At 65.6% G+C, this 19792-nt stretch carries 17 protein-coding genes; 11 read left to right on the top strand and 6 right to left on the bottom strand.

The window, feature by feature from the left end; genetic code table 11:
- Position 1 precedes the first annotated feature (1 nt).
- Both AC07YH_RS05165 and AC07YH_RS05160 read right to left on the bottom strand, forming a co-directional pair.
- Positions 2 to 619 (bottom strand): response regulator, encoded by a 618-nt coding sequence (locus AC07YH_RS05165; RefSeq protein WP_494745938.1) that lies wholly within the window; start codon positions 617 to 619, stop codon positions 2 to 4.
- Positions 620 to 970: 351 nt separating this feature from the next.
- Positions 971 to 1207: a hypothetical protein gene (locus tag AC07YH_RS05160; protein ID WP_494745937.1), complete on the bottom strand. Its 237-nt coding sequence runs from the start codon at positions 1205 to 1207 to the stop codon at positions 971 to 973.
- 413 nt (positions 1208 to 1620) lie between these two features.
- Here AC07YH_RS05160 and AC07YH_RS05155 point away from each other — a divergent pair, with 413 nt between their 5' ends.
- Positions 1621 to 3597: a response regulator gene (locus tag AC07YH_RS05155; RefSeq protein ID WP_494745936.1), complete on the top strand. Its 1977-nt coding sequence runs from the start codon at positions 1621 to 1623 to the stop codon at positions 3595 to 3597.
- 130 nt (positions 3598 to 3727) lie between these two features.
- Here the strand turns inward: AC07YH_RS05155 and AC07YH_RS05150 are convergent, their stop codons facing one another.
- Complete coding sequence (locus AC07YH_RS05150) at positions 3728 to 5404, bottom strand: ATP-binding protein (RefSeq protein WP_494745935.1); 1677 nt, start codon at positions 5402 to 5404, stop codon at positions 3728 to 3730.
- A 521-nt stretch (positions 5405 to 5925) separates the two neighbouring features.
- Here AC07YH_RS05150 and AC07YH_RS05145 point away from each other — a divergent pair.
- From AC07YH_RS05145 to AC07YH_RS05130, 4 genes are all read left to right on the top strand, one after another.
- The gene (locus tag AC07YH_RS05145) at positions 5926 to 6477 is read left to right on the top strand and encodes a type 1 glutamine amidotransferase domain-containing protein (RefSeq protein ID WP_494745934.1); all 552 of its coding nucleotides are present in this window, start codon (positions 5926 to 5928) and stop codon (positions 6475 to 6477) included.
- Between the two features lie 808 nt (positions 6478 to 7285).
- Entirely contained in the window at positions 7286 to 7582 is a 297-nt protein-coding gene (locus AC07YH_RS05140; RefSeq protein WP_494745933.1) for an autorepressor SdpR family transcription factor, read from the top strand.
- Positions 7579 to 7977 (top strand): ammonium transporter, encoded by a 399-nt coding sequence (locus tag AC07YH_RS05135; RefSeq protein ID WP_494745932.1) that lies wholly within the window; start codon positions 7579 to 7581, stop codon positions 7975 to 7977. The genes AC07YH_RS05140 and AC07YH_RS05135 overlap by 4 nt, the downstream gene beginning before the upstream one ends.
- A 113-nt stretch (positions 7978 to 8090) precedes the next feature.
- Complete coding sequence (locus AC07YH_RS05130) at positions 8091 to 8756, top strand: hypothetical protein (RefSeq protein WP_494745931.1); 666 nt, start codon at positions 8091 to 8093, stop codon at positions 8754 to 8756.
- A gap of 378 nt (positions 8757 to 9134) precedes the next feature.
- Here the strand turns inward: AC07YH_RS05130 and AC07YH_RS05125 are convergent, their stop codons facing one another.
- Positions 9135 to 9350, bottom strand: a complete 216-nt coding sequence (locus AC07YH_RS05125; RefSeq protein WP_494745930.1) for a hypothetical protein — start codon at positions 9348 to 9350, stop codon at positions 9135 to 9137.
- A 210-nt stretch (positions 9351 to 9560) separates the two neighbouring features.
- Between AC07YH_RS05125 and AC07YH_RS05120 the strand changes: the two genes are divergently transcribed.
- From AC07YH_RS05120 to ku, 6 genes are all read left to right on the top strand, one after another.
- Positions 9561 to 11873, top strand: coding sequence for a PAS domain-containing protein (locus AC07YH_RS05120; protein ID WP_494745929.1), 2313 nt, complete (start codon positions 9561 to 9563; stop codon positions 11871 to 11873).
- A 164-nt stretch (positions 11874 to 12037) separates the two neighbouring features.
- Positions 12038 to 12577: a hemerythrin domain-containing protein gene (locus AC07YH_RS05115; RefSeq protein ID WP_494745928.1), complete on the top strand. Its 540-nt coding sequence runs from the start codon at positions 12038 to 12040 to the stop codon at positions 12575 to 12577.
- 54 nt (positions 12578 to 12631) lie between these two features.
- Positions 12632 to 14764, top strand: coding sequence for a catalase (locus AC07YH_RS05110; RefSeq protein WP_494745927.1), 2133 nt, complete (start codon positions 12632 to 12634; stop codon positions 14762 to 14764).
- A gap of 275 nt (positions 14765 to 15039) precedes the next feature.
- The gene (locus tag AC07YH_RS05105) at positions 15040 to 15276 is read left to right on the top strand and encodes a hypothetical protein (RefSeq protein WP_494745926.1); all 237 of its coding nucleotides are present in this window, start codon (positions 15040 to 15042) and stop codon (positions 15274 to 15276) included.
- Positions 15277 to 15352: 76 nt separating this feature from the next.
- Positions 15353 to 15598, top strand: a complete 246-nt coding sequence (locus AC07YH_RS05100; protein WP_494745925.1) for a DUF5961 family protein — start codon at positions 15353 to 15355, stop codon at positions 15596 to 15598.
- 63 nt (positions 15599 to 15661) lie between these two features.
- On the top strand, positions 15662 to 16537 hold the full coding sequence (gene ku / locus AC07YH_RS05095) for a non-homologous end joining protein Ku (RefSeq protein WP_494745924.1): 876 nt from the start codon (positions 15662 to 15664) through the stop codon (positions 16535 to 16537).
- Here ku and AC07YH_RS05090 read toward each other — a convergent pair.
- Positions 16534 to 17079, bottom strand: a complete 546-nt coding sequence (locus tag AC07YH_RS05090) for a hypothetical protein (protein WP_494745923.1) — start codon at positions 17077 to 17079, stop codon at positions 16534 to 16536. The two genes, ku and AC07YH_RS05090, sit on opposite strands and share 4 nt — an antisense overlap.
- A gap of 4 nt (positions 17080 to 17083) precedes the next feature.
- On the bottom strand, positions 17084 to 19717 hold the full coding sequence (ligD, locus tag AC07YH_RS05085; protein WP_494745922.1) for a DNA ligase D: 2634 nt from the start codon (positions 19715 to 19717) through the stop codon (positions 17084 to 17086).
- Positions 19718 to 19792: the final 75 nt, after the last annotated feature.

Raw genomic sequence — 19792 nt, 5'->3', positions numbered from 1 at the left:
GTTAGGCCTCGCCCTGCATCAGCATCAAGCCGCTCGGCGGCAAGGGCAGCGGCGCGCCGCTCTTGGCATGCAGCGCGTAGGCGACGGCGGCAGCAACCACATCCTCCTGGCACGGCTTGTTGAGCACGCCGATAACGCCGGACGGTCTGGCATCCAGGGCCATGCGTGGGTTGGCGGTTACGAAGAGGATGGCGACGCCGTGATCCTGCGCGAGACGCTCGGCGATCAACGGCCCGGTCTGGCCATCGCGCAGGTGAATATCGACAAGGGCCAGATCGGGCTTGCTCGCCGCGAGCGCCAGAGCCGTTTCAAGATCAGGCGCAATACCGGCGCAGCTGTAGCCAAGCTCTTCGAGCGAAGCTTCGAGGTCCATCGCGACCAGATACTCGTCTTCAACAATCAGGATTTTTGCCCGCGACATGATTGGAATACGGACCGCCGGATGAAACGTTCCCGTGCTGCTGCTCAACGCGTCGGTCATGTCGTGAAGGCGGCATAGCCACTCGGTCGCACCTTCCTGGCGGCGCGACGGGTCCTTGCTTGGAGTCGCTACGGGGTTTCTGTGCCGATCCGCTATTTGATTTGCACAGAAGCCGTCGAGCGCACCGTCCATCAGCATCTGGACGATCAGATCCCTGTGGTCGGCTGACGACCACCCCGACATCGCGCGAGCGCTCATCGAAATACAGAAGGAGGAGCTGGAGCACCTTCAATCTGCTAGGGCGAGCGCGCCCGAGCATCGCCTAATCTCAATGCGGATTCTGGACCAACTGATCGCGGCGGCGACAGAAGCGCTGATCTGGCTTTCGACCTACGGGGCGTCCGCGCGGGTCGCCCGGCGGCTCAGGGCGTAGCTCTTACATCCGCTCAGGGGCGGGATTGGAAATGGCGTCCGCGCCTGAAACTTGACGTTTGGCGCCAAGCCGGAAAGCGGACGGGACGGATGTCCGTGCAGGGTGGTTAGCGGACCTTATATTTCTGTGGCGCGTGAGATGAGTTCGAGGTCGGCCTCGGGCGTTTCGTAGTGGACAAGACCCCACTTGGAGAACTGGATCAACACGCCCCGGCCCAGGTAGCCCCACTGCTCGTTCGAGTAGGCCTCGGTATAGACACCGTCGTCCATAGAGCAGACGACAACGCCATTTCGGTCTTCGCCAAGACCGACAACGTCGCCAACTTTGACCGGTGTTCCGTTCGTGTAGTTCACGCTGCTCTCCTGAGGCGACACCGGTATGCTCGTCGATCGGAGTTGAGAGTCGGCTAAGGGTCGGGAGCGGGCATTTGATCGGTTGCAGACCTAACACATCGACTGCAGTGTCCGCCGATACCAACGAACAGTCACGGACTCGCTCCACCGGCAAGTCAGGATGTAAGCGACAGGTGGCTAGGGTGCCCCGCTCGCTACGCCGCCGCCACGTCAACCTGTAGCGGCGCGCAAGACCTTATCGACGAGATTTGGGTCTGGAGTCGAAAACACTGTCGCATTGGCTTTCAGCGATCGAACTCATTCCGAGCCGCAAACGCCCGCCACCGCTTGAACTCGCTCGGAACGCGCGATCTTCTTTGCTCAGAACCAACAGGCGAGCGCCGTGTTGAGTAGACGGTGCTTGGAGAGTTTGCGTGAACGAGAGGATCAGTTGCACTGACGAGGCCGAGCGACTGCTTGCGCTGCGCCGACTCGCTATTCTCGACACCCCCCGTGATCCGCGGTTTGATCGGATCGCGCAGCTGGCCAAGGCCGCGTGCAACACGCAGATGGCCGTCGTCTCGCTGGTCGACGAGCATCGACAGTGGTTCAAGGCCGCCGAAGGCCTGACCGATAGCGAAACGCCGCGCGAGGACGCATTCTGCGCCCATGCGCTGGGATCGCTGGCGACGCTCTGGGTCGAAGACGCCCGTCTGGATCCGCGTTTCGCCGACAACCGTCTGGTCGCGGGCGAGCCGTTCATCCGCTTCTACGCGGGCGCGCCCATAAGGCTCAGCTCCGGCTACATCGTCGGCACCGTCTGCGTGATCGATCCTGAGCCTCGCCCCTACGACGCCAAGATCGATCAGATCCTCACCGCGCTCGCGAGCCTTGCCGCAGACGAAATGGAGGCCCATGCCTCACGCGCCACGATCGACACCTTCGTGGTTAACGCGCCGATCTCGCTGCTGATGACCGATCTGGATCTGCGCATCCTCCGCGTCAGCCAGACCTGGAGCGGGCTTTATGGCAGGTCTGCCGAAGCGGTGGTCGGCGCCACGCTCGACGAGGTCTTTCCAGGCCTGGCTCAGGGCTGGGCCTCAGTCTTCGCCCGGGTTTTGGCCGGTGCGAGCGAACGCGGCGTCAGCCGGTCGGACTTGACCTCGCTCGGCGCTAACCGCTGGTTCAAGTGGTCGGCCGCGCCGTGGCGCGACGCTGTCGGTCGGATCGCGGGCCTGCTGATCGCCTCGCAAGACGTCACCGAGCTAGAACACGCGCGGGAGAACGCCGAGCGGGCCAGCCAGGCCAAGTCGGACTTCCTGGCCAATATGAGCCATGAGATCCGCACGCCGATGAATGGCGTTCTTGGCGTGGTGAGCGCCCTGGCGCGCACGCCGCTGTCGCCCAATCAGTCCGCGATGGTCTCGCTGATCGAGCGCAGCGGCAAAGCGCTCAACACCTTGCTGTCCGATGTGCTGGATGTCTCGCGCATGGAAGCCGGCCAGCTTAACCTTACGCCCGAACCGTTCGACCTGGCTTTGCTGATCAGTGACCTGGCCGACCTCTTCGCGCCCTCGGCGGCCGAGAAGTCGCTCAGCCTGGTCATGAGGCCGCCGCCGGGGCCGACCTGGGTGCTTGGCGACAGCGTTCGCTTGCGTCAGGTGCTCTCCAATCTGGTGGCCAACGGCTTGAAGTTCACCGATCAGGGCGGCGTCGAGGTCCAGACGGCTGGCCCGGACGAGAGCGGACGCTGGCGGTTCACCGTGCGCGATACAGGGGTTGGCTTTGCGCCCGACGAGGCAGAGTTGCTGTTTGATCGTTTCCACCAGGCGGACGCAAGCGCGACACGTCGGTTTGGCGGGGCTGGACTAGGACTGTCGATCTCACGTGCTCTGGCCCGGATGATGGGCGGAGAGCTGAGCGCGGTCGGTGGGCGGGGAACCGGCGCGAGCTTTTTCCTCGACGTGATCCTGCCGCCGACGCCGGCGCCGACCCAAGCGCCGCTTGCAACCCCTGACTTGCCGCCGTCGGTTCGCATCCTCCTGGCGGAAGACAACCCGGTCAACCAGCAGGTCGTTCGCCTGATCCTGGATCAGATCGGCGCCAACCTGACCGTGGTTGATGATGGACGGCAGGCGCTGGAGGCGTTCCGGGCCGAGACGTTCGACCTCGTGCTCATGGATATGCAGATGCCCGTGATGGACGGCCTTACCGCCGTCCGCGCGATCCGCGCGTTCGAGCGGGAAAGCGGCCGAGAGCGCACGGCCATCAAGATGCTCTCGGCCAATGCGCTGGACGACCACCGTCACGCCGCGCTCGCGGCGGGCGCCGACGACCATGTCGCCAAGCCAATCACCGCCGAATCTCTGATCCGCGCCGTGTTCGCTACCTTCGAGGACCAAGATCCTTGAGCGTTGGTCAGGGCGAGCGCTAGCCCTCCAGGCTCGCTTTCCCTCCCAATGTCTATGTCGCTCGTCTGTTAGCGGTGTCTGGGAAGCGCGGCACGTGAGCTCAATTGGCGCGCAGTTCGCGCTCGGAACCTTAGGCGTCCTCGTGAGGCGTCAGGGCGAGACGTCGACCCTCATCTGCCTGTTGGTTCTCCAGGACGCTTGCCATCGCGGTCAGAAGCTCGGCGACCTTCAGAGGCTTTGCGACGACAGCGTCCATCCCCGCCGCCATGTATTCATCGGTTTGATGGCGAAGCGCATTCGCCGTCAAGGCCACAATCGGCGAACGGCGCCCCAGGGCCGCTTCGCACGACCGGATTTCCCGTGTCGCGCCGACCCCGTCCAGGACTGGCATCTGGATATCCATCAGGATCAGATCCCACGACTCTTGGCGCCAAGCCGTGACCGCCTCACGACCATCGCTGACGATCTGCACCGAGGCGCCCAACTGTTCGAGAAGCGTCTTGATGACGAGCTGGTTGGTGGGATTGTCCTCGGCCACGAGCACCTTGAGGCCGCAAGTGTCGCCGGCGTCGCACAAGGAGGCGGCCCCTTCGTCTGGCGCCGTGACGCTGAGCGGTTCCAGCGGCAAGGTGACGACAAATTGCGCGCCCTTGCCGGGCGTGCTGGAGGCACAAACATCGCCGCCCATAAGCCGACAGAGATCGCGGGCGATCGATAGGCCAAGACCCGAGCCTCCGTGCCGACGTGTGGTCGAGGGGTCAGCCTGGGTAAACCGGTCAAACAGGCCGCCAAGCTGCTGGGGCTCAATCCCGATGCCGGTGTCGGTGACGCTGATGGTTAGGTCGGCCCCCGCCGCGTCGATGACGACCTCGATCCGGCCTGACGCTGTGAATTTCACCGCGTTTGACAGGAGGTTATTTAGCACCTGTCGCACGCGCAGCGGATCTCCGCGCCAGCAGCCCATGGCGGCAGGGCGCGTCTCGACGCGGAGGGCCAATCCCTTATCGCGCGCAAGGGGGCCGAAGATCTCCTCCAGGTCCGTCGCCATCCGCGCGAAATCGACCGCGCCGTCTTCGAGCTCCAAAAGCTCGGCCTCGATCTTGGAGATGTCGAGAACGTCGTTGAGCAGCGTGGCCAAGACCTCTCCAGACCGACGCAGCAGATCGAGCCGTTGGGCCTGTTGCGGCGATAACGGGTCGCGGCTCATCACCTGCGCCATGCCCAGGACGCCGTTGAGCGGCGTGCGGATTTCATGGCTCATCGTGGCGAGGAAGGTCGACTTGGCCTCGCTGGCGCGTTCAGCGCGGTTCAAGGCCGCCGCGACCGCGATGGCGGCATCCTCGCGTCGTCGCACGGCCCGCAAGACGTGCAGGAGGTAGAGCATCGCGCCCAGATCAAGGAACAGCATCTCGACGCGATTGGCGCTGGGCTCCAAGACAATAGTCGCGATCGGCAATGCGGCCAGAACGATCACGTAAGGGGCTGCGCCGCACCAGAGCAGCTTACCGGAGGTGTCGGGCTGAGTGCCTACATTGAGCAGTCCGCCCATCACCACGACGAGCGCGATTAAACGCCCCTCGTCGCCGGCGAAAAACCATAGGAAGGGGCCAATGGCCGCGAAAACGAGACTATTGACGGCGGTCAGCGCAAGATAACGCGCTTCCCAGGACGGGGTCGGCGAGTGGGCCGGATCTTCGACAGCCGCGCGTCCGGACCAGACATTGACCGTCTGGGCGACGAAGGTGGTGACCAGCCAAAGCGCCGGCCATAGCGGCTTTGCCGCATAGGCGGCCGCGAGGGCGATCAAGACTGCAAAGCCAAGCCTCAACCCAAGCTCGCGTTTCCGCGTTATCGCCGCGTTGTGATAACTTCGCCGAGCCATGGTCATTGCGCGATGGTAGGGGCGCGGCGCTGAAAAGAACGTTGCAATCGCTAATAAGCGCTCTGGTGTGGCGATCGGCCGCTCCCCCCTGCTCCTTCCACCTTCCGGCTTCGGAGAGGTTATGCTGCCGATCATGATCAAGGTCGCGACAGGCTAACCACCCGCCGCAACTTGATGACGTCCGCTCAAATGAGCGTCCGGTCATAGGATCCAGGCTGCCATCGTCGCCAGCTCGCCAGCGGATGTGTGCCGTTTGAACATCGCGAGCGGCGTTGCCCGGTGACCAAACGCAGCCAGCGCTGCCGTCGGGTGAGAGTCGGTATCGACGGCGGGTGAGAGGCTCAGCGCGCTTGGGTAAGCCCTTGAGTGGCCGGGCGCCGTCAGTGAACCGGAACCGGCGCGTGTCGGGCCCGGTTTCTTGTCTCCCGTTCCCAGGAGACTTCATCATGCCTGATCAAACCCTCTCCGGCCGCAAGATCGCCGTGCTCGCCACCGACGGCTTCGAGCAGTCGGAGTTAGAAAAACCCGTCGAGGCCCTCAAGACCGCCGGCGCCACCGTCGAAGTGGTCTCGCCCAAAGCCGGACAGATCCAAGGCTGGGAGCACCAAGACAAGGGCCAAACCGTTCCGGTCGACCGCGAATTGTCAGCGGCTAACGCGCAGGACTATGACGGTCTCGTCTTGCCGGGCGGCGTGATCAACCCCGACGCCCTGCGGCTGGAGCCGCAAGCCATCGAGTTCATCAGGCACTTCGTGGTGGCGAAAAAGCCGATCGCGGCGATCTGCCATGGGCCGTGGACGCTGATCAACGCCGGCGGCGTCGAGGGCAAGCAGATGACCTCCTGGCCATCGCTGGAAACTGACCTCAAAAACGCGGGCGCCCAGTGGGTGGACCAGGAGGTGGTCGTCGATAATGGCCTCGTCACCTCACGCAAGCCTGATGACCTGCCTGCCTTCTGCGCAAAGATAATCGAGGAATTCGCCGAGGGTCGCCACTAGCGTCTCGCCAGGCCAGACGAGCCTAGGTCGGAGAAGGCGGGCATGACAAAGTTCTCCCGCGTTCACCAACGCGTCTGGCCTGTCGCTCTGCTACCCCCCCGACGCGAGGCTTACAGTGGTTGCCGGATGCGTACGGCTCAAAAGGTCCTTCAGGCGTTATCCAACCATGCCTCCACCGATCAACGACGACGTGCCGTTCCATTTAACGACGGACGCAGACTTAATCGTCAGGACGATCATCGATGAAATGGCGCCTTCAGGACCTGACGAATACGACCAGATAGCGGGGGAGTGCGATAAGGGGGCCAGCACCTTCGACGGCGGACCTGGCCTGGCGCACGAAGTCGCCATCGAGCTCCGTCGACGCGCCAAGGCCGTGAGGGACGCGGCCAAGTGACCGCCCTCTCGCCATTGAGGAGCCACAGTAAACGGCTGCCCGCACGTCATCGCCTGGGCCATCTTGCCGGCTCGGTTCCGGGTGATCGCGTTGAGGCCGCCCGCCGCTAGTTTCTAGCATCGCCGCGCCGGACCGGGCACGAACATTCCCTTGCCGCCAAGGCATGCCGCCAAGCCAACGGCGCCTTGAGGCGTTAGTGCCAATCCCCGCTTCGGACCCTTAGCTGACGCCAGGATGGTTCGCTCGGGCGACGGACGCCATGTCCGCTTCGGCGTCGGGGCCAGTTCCCGCACCCGAGCCATGAGGCGTGAGCGCTGTTCGAGCCCCAAGTTCGTGGCGGCCGGCAAGTTCACAGCGCACGGGGAACGATCATCTGTTGACTCGTTTAGTCGATTAGCTAAAAGACGAAATATGAGCCAAGTGTTCAAAGCGCTTTCGGATCCGACCCGCCGCCAGGTGCTGCAAATCTTGCGGCGCGGGCCCATGAGCGCGGGCGATCTCAGCGACCAATTCGAGTTCTCAAAGCCGACCATGTCGGCGCACTTCGCGGTGCTGAAGGAAGCGGACCTGGTGCACGCCGAGAAGATCGGCAAGTCGGTCATCTACCATCTGAAGCTCTCGGTGCTCGAAGAAGCACTGCTGGGCTTCATAGATACATTCGCCCTGAGCGCGCAAACGGCAGGGCCGCAGGAGGATATCGCGCGATGAAAATCGGACATCAAAAGACGCAGGTGGTCGCAAACCTCGCCTGGGCTGTCGGCATGGTCGGTCTGGCGTTCGGCGCGCAGTTCGCACACAAACTGGGCTATATCAACCAAGACACGGTCAAGCGTTTGGTAACCTGCTCCATCGGCCTCTGGCTGGTCTGGTACGGGAACGGAATGCCCAAGACGATGGTCCAGGTTCGGGCGCCCGCCTGCGAGCGTCAGGCCCAGCGGGTTACAGCCTGGTCGATGGTACTGAGCGGACTTGTCTATGTCGGGCTGTGGGCGTTCGCGCCGATTCCGGCGGCGATGTCCTTCGGGGTGGGCGCGGTTCTGGCGGGTATGGCTGCTTCACTCGGCTACTGCCTGACCTTGCTGACCAAGGCGAAAGCCGCGTAAGGCGGGCACTCCGCGCAAAACGCGGGTGAAGAGGAAGGCAGACGACGCAAGCTGTGCTCAGCGGGGCTTTGCGTAGCGAAAACCTCGGCGCTCATCGCGAAGGAGCCGCGAGGATGACCGTCCGTTCCCGGTGGGGCATCACTGCACGGGGGCGCAGGAGATTCGGCCTCCTTCCCTACAGTGAGGACGCCATGGATCCCGGACCCGACCACGAAGCCCATCACCATGGCCACACCGGCCATCGCTGGCTGGACATCGTCCTTGGCTTGTCGGCCATGATCGTCTCCGTCGTCTCCTTGTTCGTCGCCCTGCATAACGGTGAAACCATGGAGAAGATGGTCGCGGCCAGTACCTGGCCCTATGTCGAATTTTCCAGATCTCAGGCCGACGCCGACGCGCGCCCGCGCGCCGATCTGATCGTCACCAACAGCGGCGTCGGACCGGCGCGACTGGAGACCGTTGAGATCTCATACAACGGCAAGGCGGTCGCCAGCCGCGAAGCGCTCATCATGGCGATGGTCGGCGAGGGCCGGCCGGTCACCACGATCAAGTCATTGGTATCCGACCGGGTGGTGCCGGCCAACGGCAAGATCATCCTGCTCTCGGCGGTGCCAGACGGCTCCGAGGGCTTTGCCGCCTTTCGCTCGGGAATGGAGAACGTCTCGGCGCGATTGTGCTTCTGCTCGGTGCTGGACGCATGCTGGCGGCGTGACAGCCGGCAGTCCAAGCCTGAAAAGCTGAAGGCGTGCCCGACCCCGACGGTCGCCTACAAGGACTAAGCCGATTTCGGCTTAGACCGATAACCGGAAACCACGACTCGACCTGCTGCGGACTTGTGACTGCTATCGGTTGGCGCTGAGCCTTTAGGCCAATTCCCGCTTCCCACCCTTGTCAGACACCCACCTATTTCGCTTCTGCGGCGCGCACCCAGCGGGCGAGGGTCGGCCGGATAGAATTTCGTAGATTAGCGTAGGTGCGCCACACCCGAGAAGAAGGCCCCCCTCTCATGGCGCAATCAATCTGACGCGCCACGGGAGAGGCGTGGTGACGTTGCTCGATAAATTCCGCCTTCAGCTCCAGCGATGGTCAGCACGCAAGAAGCCAGAAATAGAAAAGGCCGGGCTAAACACCCGGCCTCCTGGCGGCTTTTGCGCTGATCAGCGCTGAACCGGCTCACCCCGGCCGCCGCCGTCGGTCGGCCGGGTGTCGTTCGGATCGCGAGTGCGGCCGTCGCCGTCGGTGTCGATCCGCTCACCGGTCTTCTCGCCGCCGCGGTTTTGGCCCTGCTCGTTCTGCTGCTGGGGCGCGCGCTGTTGGCCGCCTTGGTCCTGCTGCTGGGGCTTGCGGTTCGGGTCGTTGTTTTGATCGTTCATGGCGATCTCCTTCTGCTCAGTGTCCAAGATCAACACGTCGGCGTGGGACGCGTTCCGACAGCGCCGCTAGCCGCAAGCCCGCGGGTCATCGACCGATCAGAAGATGGGCCACAGCAACCGAAGCTTGGCTTTGGCGTTGTGATCGGGGGACGGCTATTGCATGCAAGGACGGCCCGACTCCTTACGTCGCCTCGCCGGATCGCCGACCATATGAGCCTGATTGACCCCCTGGTTCCACAGCGCGGACAAGTGGCGATCCTGCTCGACGCGGTTGGCTGGTCAAGCCTGGGGCCGCCGGCAGTTTGGCCTCAAAGCCTTCGACAACAAGTCGACGTTCTGCTGAGCGCGGCGTTTCCGATGTTCCTGGTCTGGGGACCCGAGCGGATACTGATCTACAACGACGCCTATCGCACCATCCTCGGCGACAAGCATCCTAGCGCGCTCGGCCAGCCGTTCTGGGCGGTTTGGCCCGAAGTCCGGGAGACTATCGAACCGATCATCGAGGCCGCGTTCGGCGGCGAGGCAGCCTTCCACGAAGACTTGCCGGTCGTCCTGCATCGCGAGGGTCGAGCCAGGCCCGCCCTCTTCACCTTCTCCTACAGTCCCGTGCCGATCGACGGCGAGATCCCGGGCGTCCTGTGCGTCTGCGTCGAGACGACCTCGGCGGCTCAGGAGCGCGCGGCCCGTGAGGAGAGCGAACGAACCCTGCTCTTCCTGGACCACCTGACGCGCGCGACCTCCTCACTCGCCAGCGCCGACGCGGTGATGAGCCGCGCCGCGCAAATGATCGGCGAGCATATGGATGTGGCGATCTGCGCCTATGCTGACATGGACCCCGACCAAGACGGGTTCACCATTCGCGGAGACTGGTCCGCGCCAGGGTCATCATCGATCGTTGGCCACTACCGGTTGGCCGACTTTGGCCGCAAGGCGGTGGAGAACCTTACCCAGGGCATGCCGCTGGTCATTAACGACAATCTCGTCGAGATCGCCCCGCACGAGGCGGCTACGTTCCAGGCCATCGGCATTGGCGCCACGATCTGCATGCCGCTGGTGCGCGATGGGCGGTTGCGGGCCTTGATGGCGGTCCATCACAAGGGTCCCCACCACTGGAGCGATCGCGAGTTGGCCCTGGTGCGCGAGGTCACCGAGCGGTCCTGGGCGTTCGTCGAGCGCGTCGGCGCCCAGGCCGAACTGCGCGACAGCGAGGCCGAGCTGCGTCGGATTACCGATGCGGCGCCTTTGCTGATCGCCTATGTCGACAAGGATAGGCGCTACCGTTTCATCAACCGCGCCTACGAGGCCTGGTTTGGCCAGCCGCGCGAGGCCATCCAGGGCCGCAGGGTCGAGGAGGTGCTCGGCGCCGCCTACGCATCAGTCGCCCCTCACCTGGAGGCGGCCCTATCGGGGCAGCGGGTGACGTTCGAAAGTCAGATCACCTATCCGGCCGCTGGCGTTAGGGACGTCCAGGTCGACTACGTCCCGCGGCGGGGTCCAGACGGGTCGGTCGCGGGTCTCTATGCGGTGATCTCCGACGTCACTAAGCGGCTCGACGCCGAGCGCGCGCTGTTACAGAGCGAGACCCGTTTGCGTCTGGCTACCGAGTTTGGCGAGGTTGGCCTGTGGGATGTCGATAGTGGCGACGGCGCCTTGTTCTGGGATGACCGGGTCCGGGCGCTCTTTGGTCATTCGCCCGGCGTGCCGGTCACCATGGCCGATTTCTATCAGGGCCTGCACCCCGACGACCTGAAGGCGACATCACAAGCCTACGCGGCCGCAGCCGACCCGGCCCAACGTGCGCCTTACGATGTTGAATATCGCACCATCGGCGCCGAGGATGGCGTCGAGCGTTGGGTGGCCGCCAAGGGCCGGGGCGTCTTCGACGACGACGGTCGCTGCCTGCGCGTGGTGGGCACGGCGATCGACATCACGACCCGAAAACATGCCGAGGAAGCCCGCGATTTGCTGATGCGAGAGGTCGATCACCGGGCGCGCAATTCGCTGGCGATCATCCAGTCCGTCGTCCGCCTGACCCAAGCGCCCGATCCGGCCGCCTTCCGCCAGGCGATCCACGGCCGTATCGAGGCCATGGCGCGAGCTCAGTCGACGCTGGCCAAGGGCCAGTGGCGCGGCGGCACCATCGCCGAGGTCGTTCGCGACGAACTGCTGTCGTCCGTCACCGCGGCCTCGCGGGTCCGACTGTCGGGCGGCGAGATCCCCTTGCCGGCCGACCACCTTCAGCCGCTGAGCATGATCTTGCACGAGCTGGCCACCAACGCGACCAAGTACGGCGCCTTGTCGGTCCGCGAAGGCACTGTCGAAGTCAGCTGGGCCAACGCGCCGAACGGATGGTCCCTGCATTGGCAGGAGCGTGACGGGCCACCGACCACGCCGCCGTCGCGCTCGGGCTTCGGCTCGCGACTGATGGTCAATCTGGCGCGCCAGCTGGACGGCGAGATCGCCTTCGATTGGGCGCCCGAAGGCCTCTCGGTCAAGCTGATCAGCGGACGAACAGGCGCCTGACCGGGCTCTCGTTCTCCGCGCCTGCCGGATCGGCCGTACAGCCCGCCACTCGAGGCCCGCCGCCTGCGCCCGGCGCGGGTCCACCCATCGTTTGATCGTTGCCGGAACAGGAGGGCGTGGGAGCGGTTGAGACCGCGACCTCTTCACCCATCCGGAACCGATCCATGGCGACCACGGCGAAAACCAAGGCCAAGCAGAAGTCCGCGCGCGCGGCCACCAAGGCCCAGGCGGCCCCCAAGGGTCCGCGCGGTCCGGACGCCATTTCCCTGCTCGAAGCCGACCACCGCGAGGTGGAGGACTATTTCGAGGCGTACGAGGGCCTGACCGACGCGGCCGAGAAGAAGGCCCTGGCCGACAAGATCTGCCTGGCCCTGAAGGTCCATGCCCAGATCGAAGAAGAGTTCTTCTACCCGCCTGCGCGCGAGAAGACCGGCGATGGCGACCTGATCGACGAGGCCATCGTCGAGCACATGGGCGCCAAGACCCTGATCGCCCAGATCGAGGCGGGCCTTCCAGGCCAGCCGCTCTACGACGCCAAGGTCAAGGTGCTTGGCGAACAGGTGCGTCACCATGTCGAGGAAGAGGAAAGCGAGCTCTTCCCCGAGGTGCGGGCGACCAACCTCGATCTCGACGCCCTGGGCGCCAAGCTGGCGGCCCGCAAGGCCGAGTTGATGGCGCAGCTCGCGCCGCCCGCCCTCGCCTAGCCACGCGATGTTTCGCGCTCGTGCGCATACCCCTTTTCGAAGTCAGGACCGATCATGCCGACCAAGCCCAAGCCGCCCACAACCGCGCCGACCGCGCCCGACACCACGATCGGCGTCGAGACGCTCACCGCCCCCGGCGGTGAACTGCATCAGCAGGCCAGCGGCGAGCCGACCCAATTGACGACCAATCAGGGCGTGCCGATCGGCGACAACCAGAACTCGCTGAAGGCCGGCGCGCGCGGACCGGTTCTGCTGCAGGACTTCATCCTGCGCGAAAAGATCATGCACTTCGACCACGAGCGGATTCCCGAGCGCGTGGTTCACGCCCGCGGCTCGGCCGCGCACGGCTTCTTCGAGTGCCTGGAAGACCTTTCGGCGATCACCGCCGCCGACTTCCTGCAGCGGCCGGGCGAGCGCACCCCGGTGTTCACGCGCTTTTCGACCGTAGCCGGCAACAAGGGCTCGATGGACCTGGCCCGAGACGTGCGCGGCTTCGCCGTCAAGTTCTACACGCAAGCGGGCAACTTCGATCTGGTCGGCAACAACATCCCGGTGTTCTTCATCCAGGACGCCATCAAGTTCCCCGACCTGATCCACGCGGCCAAGCAGGACCCCGACCGCGAGTTCCCGCAAGCCCAGACCGCCCACGACACCTTCTGGGACTACATCTCGCTCACCCCCGAGAGCATGCACATGGTCATGTGGATCATGTCTGACCGCACCATCCCGCGCTCCTACCGGATGATGGAAGGCTTTGGCGTCCATACCTTCCGGCTGGTCAACGCCGCCGGCCAGAGCACCTTCGTCAAGTTCCACTGGCGTCCCAAGCTCAATTCCCAGTCGGTGGTGTGGGACGAGGCCATCAAGATCAACGGCGCCGATCCCGATTTCCACCGTCGTGACCTCTGGGAAGCGATCGACACCGGCGACTTCCCCGAGTGGGAGTTCTGCCTGCAGACCTTCACCCAGGACGAGGCCGACGCCCTGCCCTTCGACGTGCTCGATCCGACCAAGATCATCCCCGAGGAGGTCATCCCGCTGCGGGTGGTCGGCCGCATGGTCCTGGACCGCAACCCCGACAACTTCTTCGCCGAGACCGAACAGGTCGCCTACTGCGCCTCGCACGTCGTGCCCGGCATCGACTTCACCAACGACCCGCTGCTGCAAGGCCGGCTTTTCTCCTACCAGGACACCCAGCTCAAGCGCCTGGGATCGGCCAACTTCCACCAGATCCCGATCAATCAGCCCAAGTGCCCGTTCCACAATCTGCAGCGCGATGGCCACATGCAGATGAGCGTGCCCAAGGGCCAGGTGAACTATGAGCCGTCGAGCCTGGGCGAGGACATAAAGCGCGAGAGCCAGGCCAGCGGCTACCGCACCTTCCCCGCTTCCGAAACCGGCGAGCAGCTGCGCGTGCGACCCGAGACCTTCGCCGACCACTACAGCCAGGCGCGCCTGTTCTTCCTGAGCCAGACCGAGCCGGAACGCGACCACATCGTCTCGGCCCTGATCTTCGAGCTCTCCAAGTGCAACGTGTCGCGCGTGCGCGACGCGGTGCTCTCGCGCCTGGTCAACATCGACGAGAGCCTCGCCGCGCGGGTCGCCGCGGGCCTTGGAATCAAGGATCCGATCGCGCCGGCGCCCGCGGCGGTCCCGGCTCAGGACCTGCCCCTTTCACCCGCCCTCAGCATCCTGGCCAAGGCCGCTCCGGGCCTCGTCGGTCGCAAGGTCGGGGCCCTGGTCACCGATGGCGTCGACGATGGGCTTCTCAATGACCTCAGGGCCGCGGTCGAGGCGGCCGGCGCCAAGCTTGCGATCATCGCGCCGACCATTACCGGTGTGACCACCGCCGGCGGCCAGCTGATCCCCGCCGACTTCCGCGTCGACGGCGGCCCGTCGGTGCTGTTCGACGCGGTGGCGGTGCTGGCGTCGGACGAGGGCGGCGCGGCCTTGGCGCTGGAAGCCGCGGCCGTCAACTTCGTGCGCGACGCTTTCGGGCATCTGAAGGTCATCGCCTATGTGCCGGCCGCCGCGCCGCTCTTCGTCAAGGGCGGGCTCTCCGACGCCAATCCCGACGCCGACGCGGGCCTCATCAACCTGCCGACCAAGGCGATCGCCGATTTCGTCAGCGCCGCCGAAGCGGGCCGGATCTGGGCCCGTGAGCCGTTGGTCCGCAAGGTCTTCTGATCGTCCGCCCATGGCCTGGCGCGCGCCGGGTCATGGGCGGCCACGACCTGGCGAGCTTTTCGTCCTCGCCGCAGGAACGACAAGGCGCGCCAGGATTTCTCTCAAGGTCCGGACAGCGCCTTCTTGGCCCTGGGGACGCCAGCGGCCCGGCATACGCCCCCCGACGATCGCCGGGCCGCACCCTCTCCTCTTCGTCGAAGCTCTGACCCCGCCCAAGCCCGGATCCGCCCCGCATGCCAAGATCTCCCAAGCCTCCTCAAGTTGGTCAGGGGGCGATGTTGCTGGGACGCCAGAGTTATCCGGTTAGCTTTGAGCTTCGCTACATCGACTCCCAGGGCCTGCGGGTGGCCAAGGGCGGTCTGACCGGCGACGCCGAGGCCATGCGTGAGGCGTTCCGGGCCGGGCGGGCGCGCTTGTCGCTCGACGATGGCAAGAACTTGGAGATCGCGATCGTGGCCCACACCGAAGGCAGTTCGACCGCCTATTTCGAGAGCGCCGCCCAGACGCGTTAGGCCAATCCTCGCGGCCCTGGGGTGAAGATGAATCCCTTCGCGGGATTGGCGCGTTGATGCCCCAAGGAGATCCACGATGACCAAGGCCGCCAACGACGACCGGCGCTTCAGCGTCCACGCCCGCCACGCGGGGCCTCACCATGCCCGGGTTGTCCACGAGCCGTCGTTCGAGGCCGCGGCCGTGGCCTATGTCGAGGACCTGGCCATCGCGCCCGAGGACGACGGCGAGATCAGCGTCGTGGTTCGCGATCTCGACACCGGCGGCGAGCACTGCTTCCGCATAGACGTCGACACCGGCGAGACCGCGCCCTGCGGCGCCTGAGAACGAATCACCGCGCCCGTCGTTGAATCCAGGACGCCGCGCAGGCGGGCAAGGATCTTCGACATGGCATATCGCCCGACCTGGCAAGGACATCTTCGGCTTTCGCTCGTGACCTGCCCGGTGGCCCTCTACACGGCCACCAACAGCGGCGGCGAGGTGCACTTCAACCTGATCAATCCGGAGACCAACAACCGGATTAAGATGGTCACTACTGACCCCGACACCGGGCCGATCGAGCGCAGCAAGCTGGTCAAGGGCTACGAGGTGTCCAAGGGCGAATACATCCTGCTGAGCCAGGACGAGATCAACGACGTCAAACTCGAGAGCACCAAGACCATCGACATCGAGCGGTTCGTGCCGGCCGAGGACATCGACCGCATCTATTGGGACAATCCCTACTACCTCGCGCCCGATGGCAAGCTGGCCCAGGAGGCCTTCGCCGTGATCCGCGAGTCGATGGAACGCTCGGGCCAGATCGCGCTGGGCCGCGTGGTGATGTCGACCCGCGAGCGGCTGCTGGCCTTGGAGCCGCGCGGCAAGGGCATCTTGGCCTACACGCTGCGCACCGACGCCGAGGTGCGCAAGGAAGACGAGGTTTTCGGATCGATCAGCGACAAGGCCGCCGATCCGCAGATGATCGCCATCGCCCAGAAGATCATCGAGCAGCAGGAAGGCCCGTTCGATCCCAGCCAGTTCGTCGATCGTTATGAAGAGGCGCTGAAGGACCTGATCAAGGCCAAGCAGAAGGGCCACAAGATCGCCAAGGTCGAAGAACCCGAGGACACCAATGTCGTCGACCTGATGGCCGCCTTGCGCGCCAGCCTGGGCGGCAAGGACGCCAAGGCTCCGGCCAAGGCCGCCGCCAAGAAACCCGCGGCCAAGAGCAAGGCCAAGGCGCCCGCCAAGACCGCGTCGGCCAGGACGCGCAAGGCCAGCTAGATCTCGCCGCCCTCGGCCCGGTAGGCCCTCCGGGCCTTGTCCAGTCGCGCCTCGGCGGTCTTGCGATCGGCCGTCCAACGCCGACGCGACGCGGCCTCCTCAGCCTCGAGCGTCTCGCGCCGCCTTTGGAAATCGGCTTCGTCTTCGAGGCGGCGCCTATTGATCGCCGTCAGCGCTTTTTCCGCCGCATCGACCTCGGAGCGATCCGGCGCCGCCGCCGCGGGCTGGGGCGCCTTGACCTTGGGGACGACCTTCAGCGCCGGCTTGGGCCGTTTTGGCGGATCGGGGACCCGCGGCAGGTTCGGCAAGACGCTGAAGGGATCGTTGGAGCCTATCGCGCGGCGCAAAGGCGTTTCGGGATGGCCCAGGGCCGCCTCCACCGCCGCCGGGTCTTCGGCGAGCTTGGCGCGGCCCTCGGCGAACAGGTTCTGGCGCATGCCCCAGGCGGCCAGGGCCGCGGCCTGGTTCGGCGCGGCCACGACGCTGTCGTGGAAGCCGAACTGGGCCTGATAGACCTTCAGACGGCGCGGCGCCTTGGCCATCGGCTCAGACCTTGCCCAGGCGCTCGATCGCCTTGGCGAGAGAGCGTTCGCCCTCGCAATAGCCTTCCCAGGCCGTCAGCTTGCGCACCAGGCCCGGCACGGTGCGCACGGTGTACTTGGCCGGGTCCAGGCCCTTCTTCACCTGCCCCCAGCCGATCGGCATCGACACCGGCGCGCCGGGTCGGCCGCGCGGCGACAGCGGCGCTACCGCCGTGGCCATGCGATCGTTGCGCAGATAGTCCAGGAAGATGCGTCCTGTCCGATCCTTCTTGGCCATACTGATCAGGTAGCGGTCGGGATCATCGGCCGCCATGGCCTTGCAGACGTCGCGGGCGAACGCCTTGGCGATGTCCCAGCCGATCCCCTCGGCCGACAACGGGGTAACGACGTGCAGGCCCTTGCCGCCCGTGGTCTTGCAAAACGACACCAGGCCAAGGTCAGCCAGTCGGTCGCGCACTTCACGCGCGCCCTCGATGACCCGCTCGAACGGCACGTCGGGCGCGGGATCGAGGTCGAAGACCAGCCGCCCTGGCTGTTCGGGCAGGAACGGCTCGCTGTTCCAGGGATGCAGTTCCAGCGCGCCGACCTGGGCGGCGGCGACCAGGGCCTCGACCTTGTCGAATTGGAGGTAGGGTTTGCGGTCGCCCCACACCTCCACCTCGGTGATCAAGGCCGACTGGCCCTGGCCCGAATGGCGCTGGAAGAACTTCTGCTCGCCCCCGATGCCGTCGGGCATGCGGATCATCGAACAGGGCCGGCCGCGGACATGCTCGATCATCCAAGCGCCGACCGCCTCGTAATATCGCGCCAGCTCGCCCTTGGTCACCGGCTGACCATCGCCCGCTTGCGGCCATAGAATCTTGCTGGCGTTGGAAATGGTCTGGCCCATGACCACGATCGAACCCTTGGGACTGACGGTCGCGGAGCGAACAGTCGTGGCTCCAGCCTTCTGGGCCTTGGGCTCGGCGAGTTTGGTCGCGGCGGGCGCGGGCGTCTCGGCCTCGACCTCGGCGGCGGGTTTGTCCTCGCGCAGACCCTTGAAGGACGCCTGGCGAAGCTGTCCTTCGGCGGTGAAGCCTTCGTACTCGATCTCGGCCACCAGCTGGGGCTTGACCCAGTGGACCTCACCCAGGCGCCCCGCGCGGCTGGGGCCTTCCTTACCCTGGAACGGGGACTTTTCAGTCTCCAGGGCTTTCAGCTTGGGCAGGATCACCGCGACCTTGTCACGGCCAAAGCCCGTGCCGACGCGGCCGATGTGGAAGAGCTTGCCGTCGCGATACACCCCGGCGATCAGCGAACGGAAGGCGCCGCCGGTTGTGGTGTAGCCGCCGATCACCACCTCGTGCCCGGCCCTGCACTTGGACTTGGTCCAGGTCTCGCCCCGCCCGGACCGATACGGCGCGTCCAGCCGCTTGGAGACGATGCCTTCCAGATCCATGCGACAGGCCGACAGCAGCACCGCGTCGCCGGCGGTGATGAAGTGGTCGACGAAGCGCAGGACGGGCGGCGCGCCCTTGAGGTTGGCGGCCAGACGATCCTTGCGCTGAGAGAGCGGCAGCTCGCGCAGGTCTTCCAGGCCGTCGAACATCTGGTCGAAGACGAAGAACACCAGGTCGGCGGTATCCCGCTCCGAAATCGCCGCCTGCAGCGCGGCGAAATCGGGCGCGCCGGTGTGGTCGAGCGCGACGATCTCGCCATCGATGACGCCGTCCCCGAGCTTGGCGCCGGCGGCGGTGATCTCGGGAAACTTCGCCGACCAGTCAAGGCCCTTGCGGGTGCGCAAGGCCGCCTTGCCGCCCTGGGTGCGAAGCTGCATGCGATAGCCGTCGAACTTGATCTCGTGCGCCCAGCCCGGTCCGGACGAAGGCTTGTCGACGGGCTTGGTCAGCTGCGGCTCGATGAAGTCTGGCAGGACCTTGGCGGCCTTGGCCTTGGCCGCGCTAGCCTTGACCGGCTTCACGAGTCCCGCGGGCGCGCTGCCGTCGCGATCGCTTTGCCAGACGGCGCCGGCGTCGGCGCCCTGCGCCGTCATGAACGGCGTGGCGGCCTTGCCCTTGCCGCTGGCGATCTCGGCCATGGTCCGCCCAGAGGCGATCGACCGGTCCGCGTCGGTGGGACCATCGGGGTTTCCCGCCTTCGCGCCTTCATCGCGGTGCTTGATCAGAATCCAACTCGCCCGGCCCTTGCCATCGCGCTTGGTGCGTACGATCACCCAGGAGCCGTGCATGCGCCCGCCTTCCATGACGAACTTCAACTCGCCCTTGGCCAACGCCGCGGCGATGTTCTCAAAGCCCTTTTCCGGGGCCCAGTAGCCGCGGTCCCACAGCATCACCGTGCCGCCGCCGTACTGGCCCTTGGGGATCGTGCCCTCGAAGTCGCCATAGTCGAGGGGATGGTCCTCGACCTCCATGGCCAGGCGCCGGTCGGACGGATCCAACGAGGGCCCCTTGGGCACCGCCCAGGAGCGAAAGGTCCCGTCGTGCTCGAGGCGAAGGTCGAAATGCAGGTGGCTGGCGGCGTGTTTCTGGATCACGAAGCGCAAGGCCTTGGAGGCGGCCACCTTGCCGCGCCCGGACGGCTCGGCCGTCTGGGTGAAATCGCGCATCGCCTGATATTGCTTGAGCTTGTTCTGCGCCATGGCGGCTCCTTCGTGAGCCAAACGGTCAAGCCGCGCGCGTGATCCGCACGAGCGCTCCGGGGGGGGGGGGGGGGG

Source organism: Caulobacter sp. GW456-12-1-14-TSB4 (genome assembly GCF_059424195.1).
Note: the sequence above shows the minus strand (reverse complement) of the source record. Positions and strands in the feature narration are given on the sequence as shown.

Bases quoted from the DNA above. Each gene is read 5' to 3' on its own strand.
- AC07YH_RS05130 (WP_494745931.1), top strand. From the start codon at position 8,091: ATGACCGTCCGTTCCCGGTGGGGCATCACTGCACGGGGGCGCAGGAGA.
- AC07YH_RS05140 (WP_494745933.1), top strand. From the start codon at position 7,286: ATGAGCCAAGTGTTCAAAGCGCTTTCGGATCCGACCCGCCGCCAGGTG.
- AC07YH_RS05145 (WP_494745934.1), top strand. From the start codon at position 5,926: ATGCCTGATCAAACCCTCTCCGGCCGCAAGATCGCCGTGCTCGCCACC.
- AC07YH_RS05105 (WP_494745926.1), top strand. From the start codon at position 15,040: ATGTTGCTGGGACGCCAGAGTTATCCGGTTAGCTTTGAGCTTCGCTAC.
- ligD (WP_494745922.1), bottom strand. From the start codon at position 19,717: ATGGCGCAGAACAAGCTCAAGCAATATCAGGCGATGCGCGATTTCACC.
- AC07YH_RS05125 (WP_494745930.1), bottom strand. From the start codon at position 9,350: ATGAACGATCAAAACAACGACCCGAACCGCAAGCCCCAGCAGCAGGAC.
- AC07YH_RS05100 (WP_494745925.1), top strand. From the start codon at position 15,353: ATGACCAAGGCCGCCAACGACGACCGGCGCTTCAGCGTCCACGCCCGC.
- AC07YH_RS05115 (WP_494745928.1), top strand. From the start codon at position 12,038: ATGGCGACCACGGCGAAAACCAAGGCCAAGCAGAAGTCCGCGCGCGCG.
- ku (WP_494745924.1), top strand. From the start codon at position 15,662: ATGGCATATCGCCCGACCTGGCAAGGACATCTTCGGCTTTCGCTCGTG.
- AC07YH_RS05135 (WP_494745932.1), top strand. From the start codon at position 7,579: ATGAAAATCGGACATCAAAAGACGCAGGTGGTCGCAAACCTCGCCTGG.
- AC07YH_RS05165 (WP_494745938.1), bottom strand. From the start codon at position 619: ATGCTGATGGACGGTGCGCTCGACGGCTTCTGTGCAAATCAAATAGCG.
- AC07YH_RS05110 (WP_494745927.1), top strand. From the start codon at position 12,632: ATGCCGACCAAGCCCAAGCCGCCCACAACCGCGCCGACCGCGCCCGAC.
- AC07YH_RS05090 (WP_494745923.1), bottom strand. From the start codon at position 17,079: ATGGCCAAGGCGCCGCGCCGTCTGAAGGTCTATCAGGCCCAGTTCGGC.
- AC07YH_RS05120 (WP_494745929.1), top strand. From the start codon at position 9,561: ATGAGCCTGATTGACCCCCTGGTTCCACAGCGCGGACAAGTGGCGATC.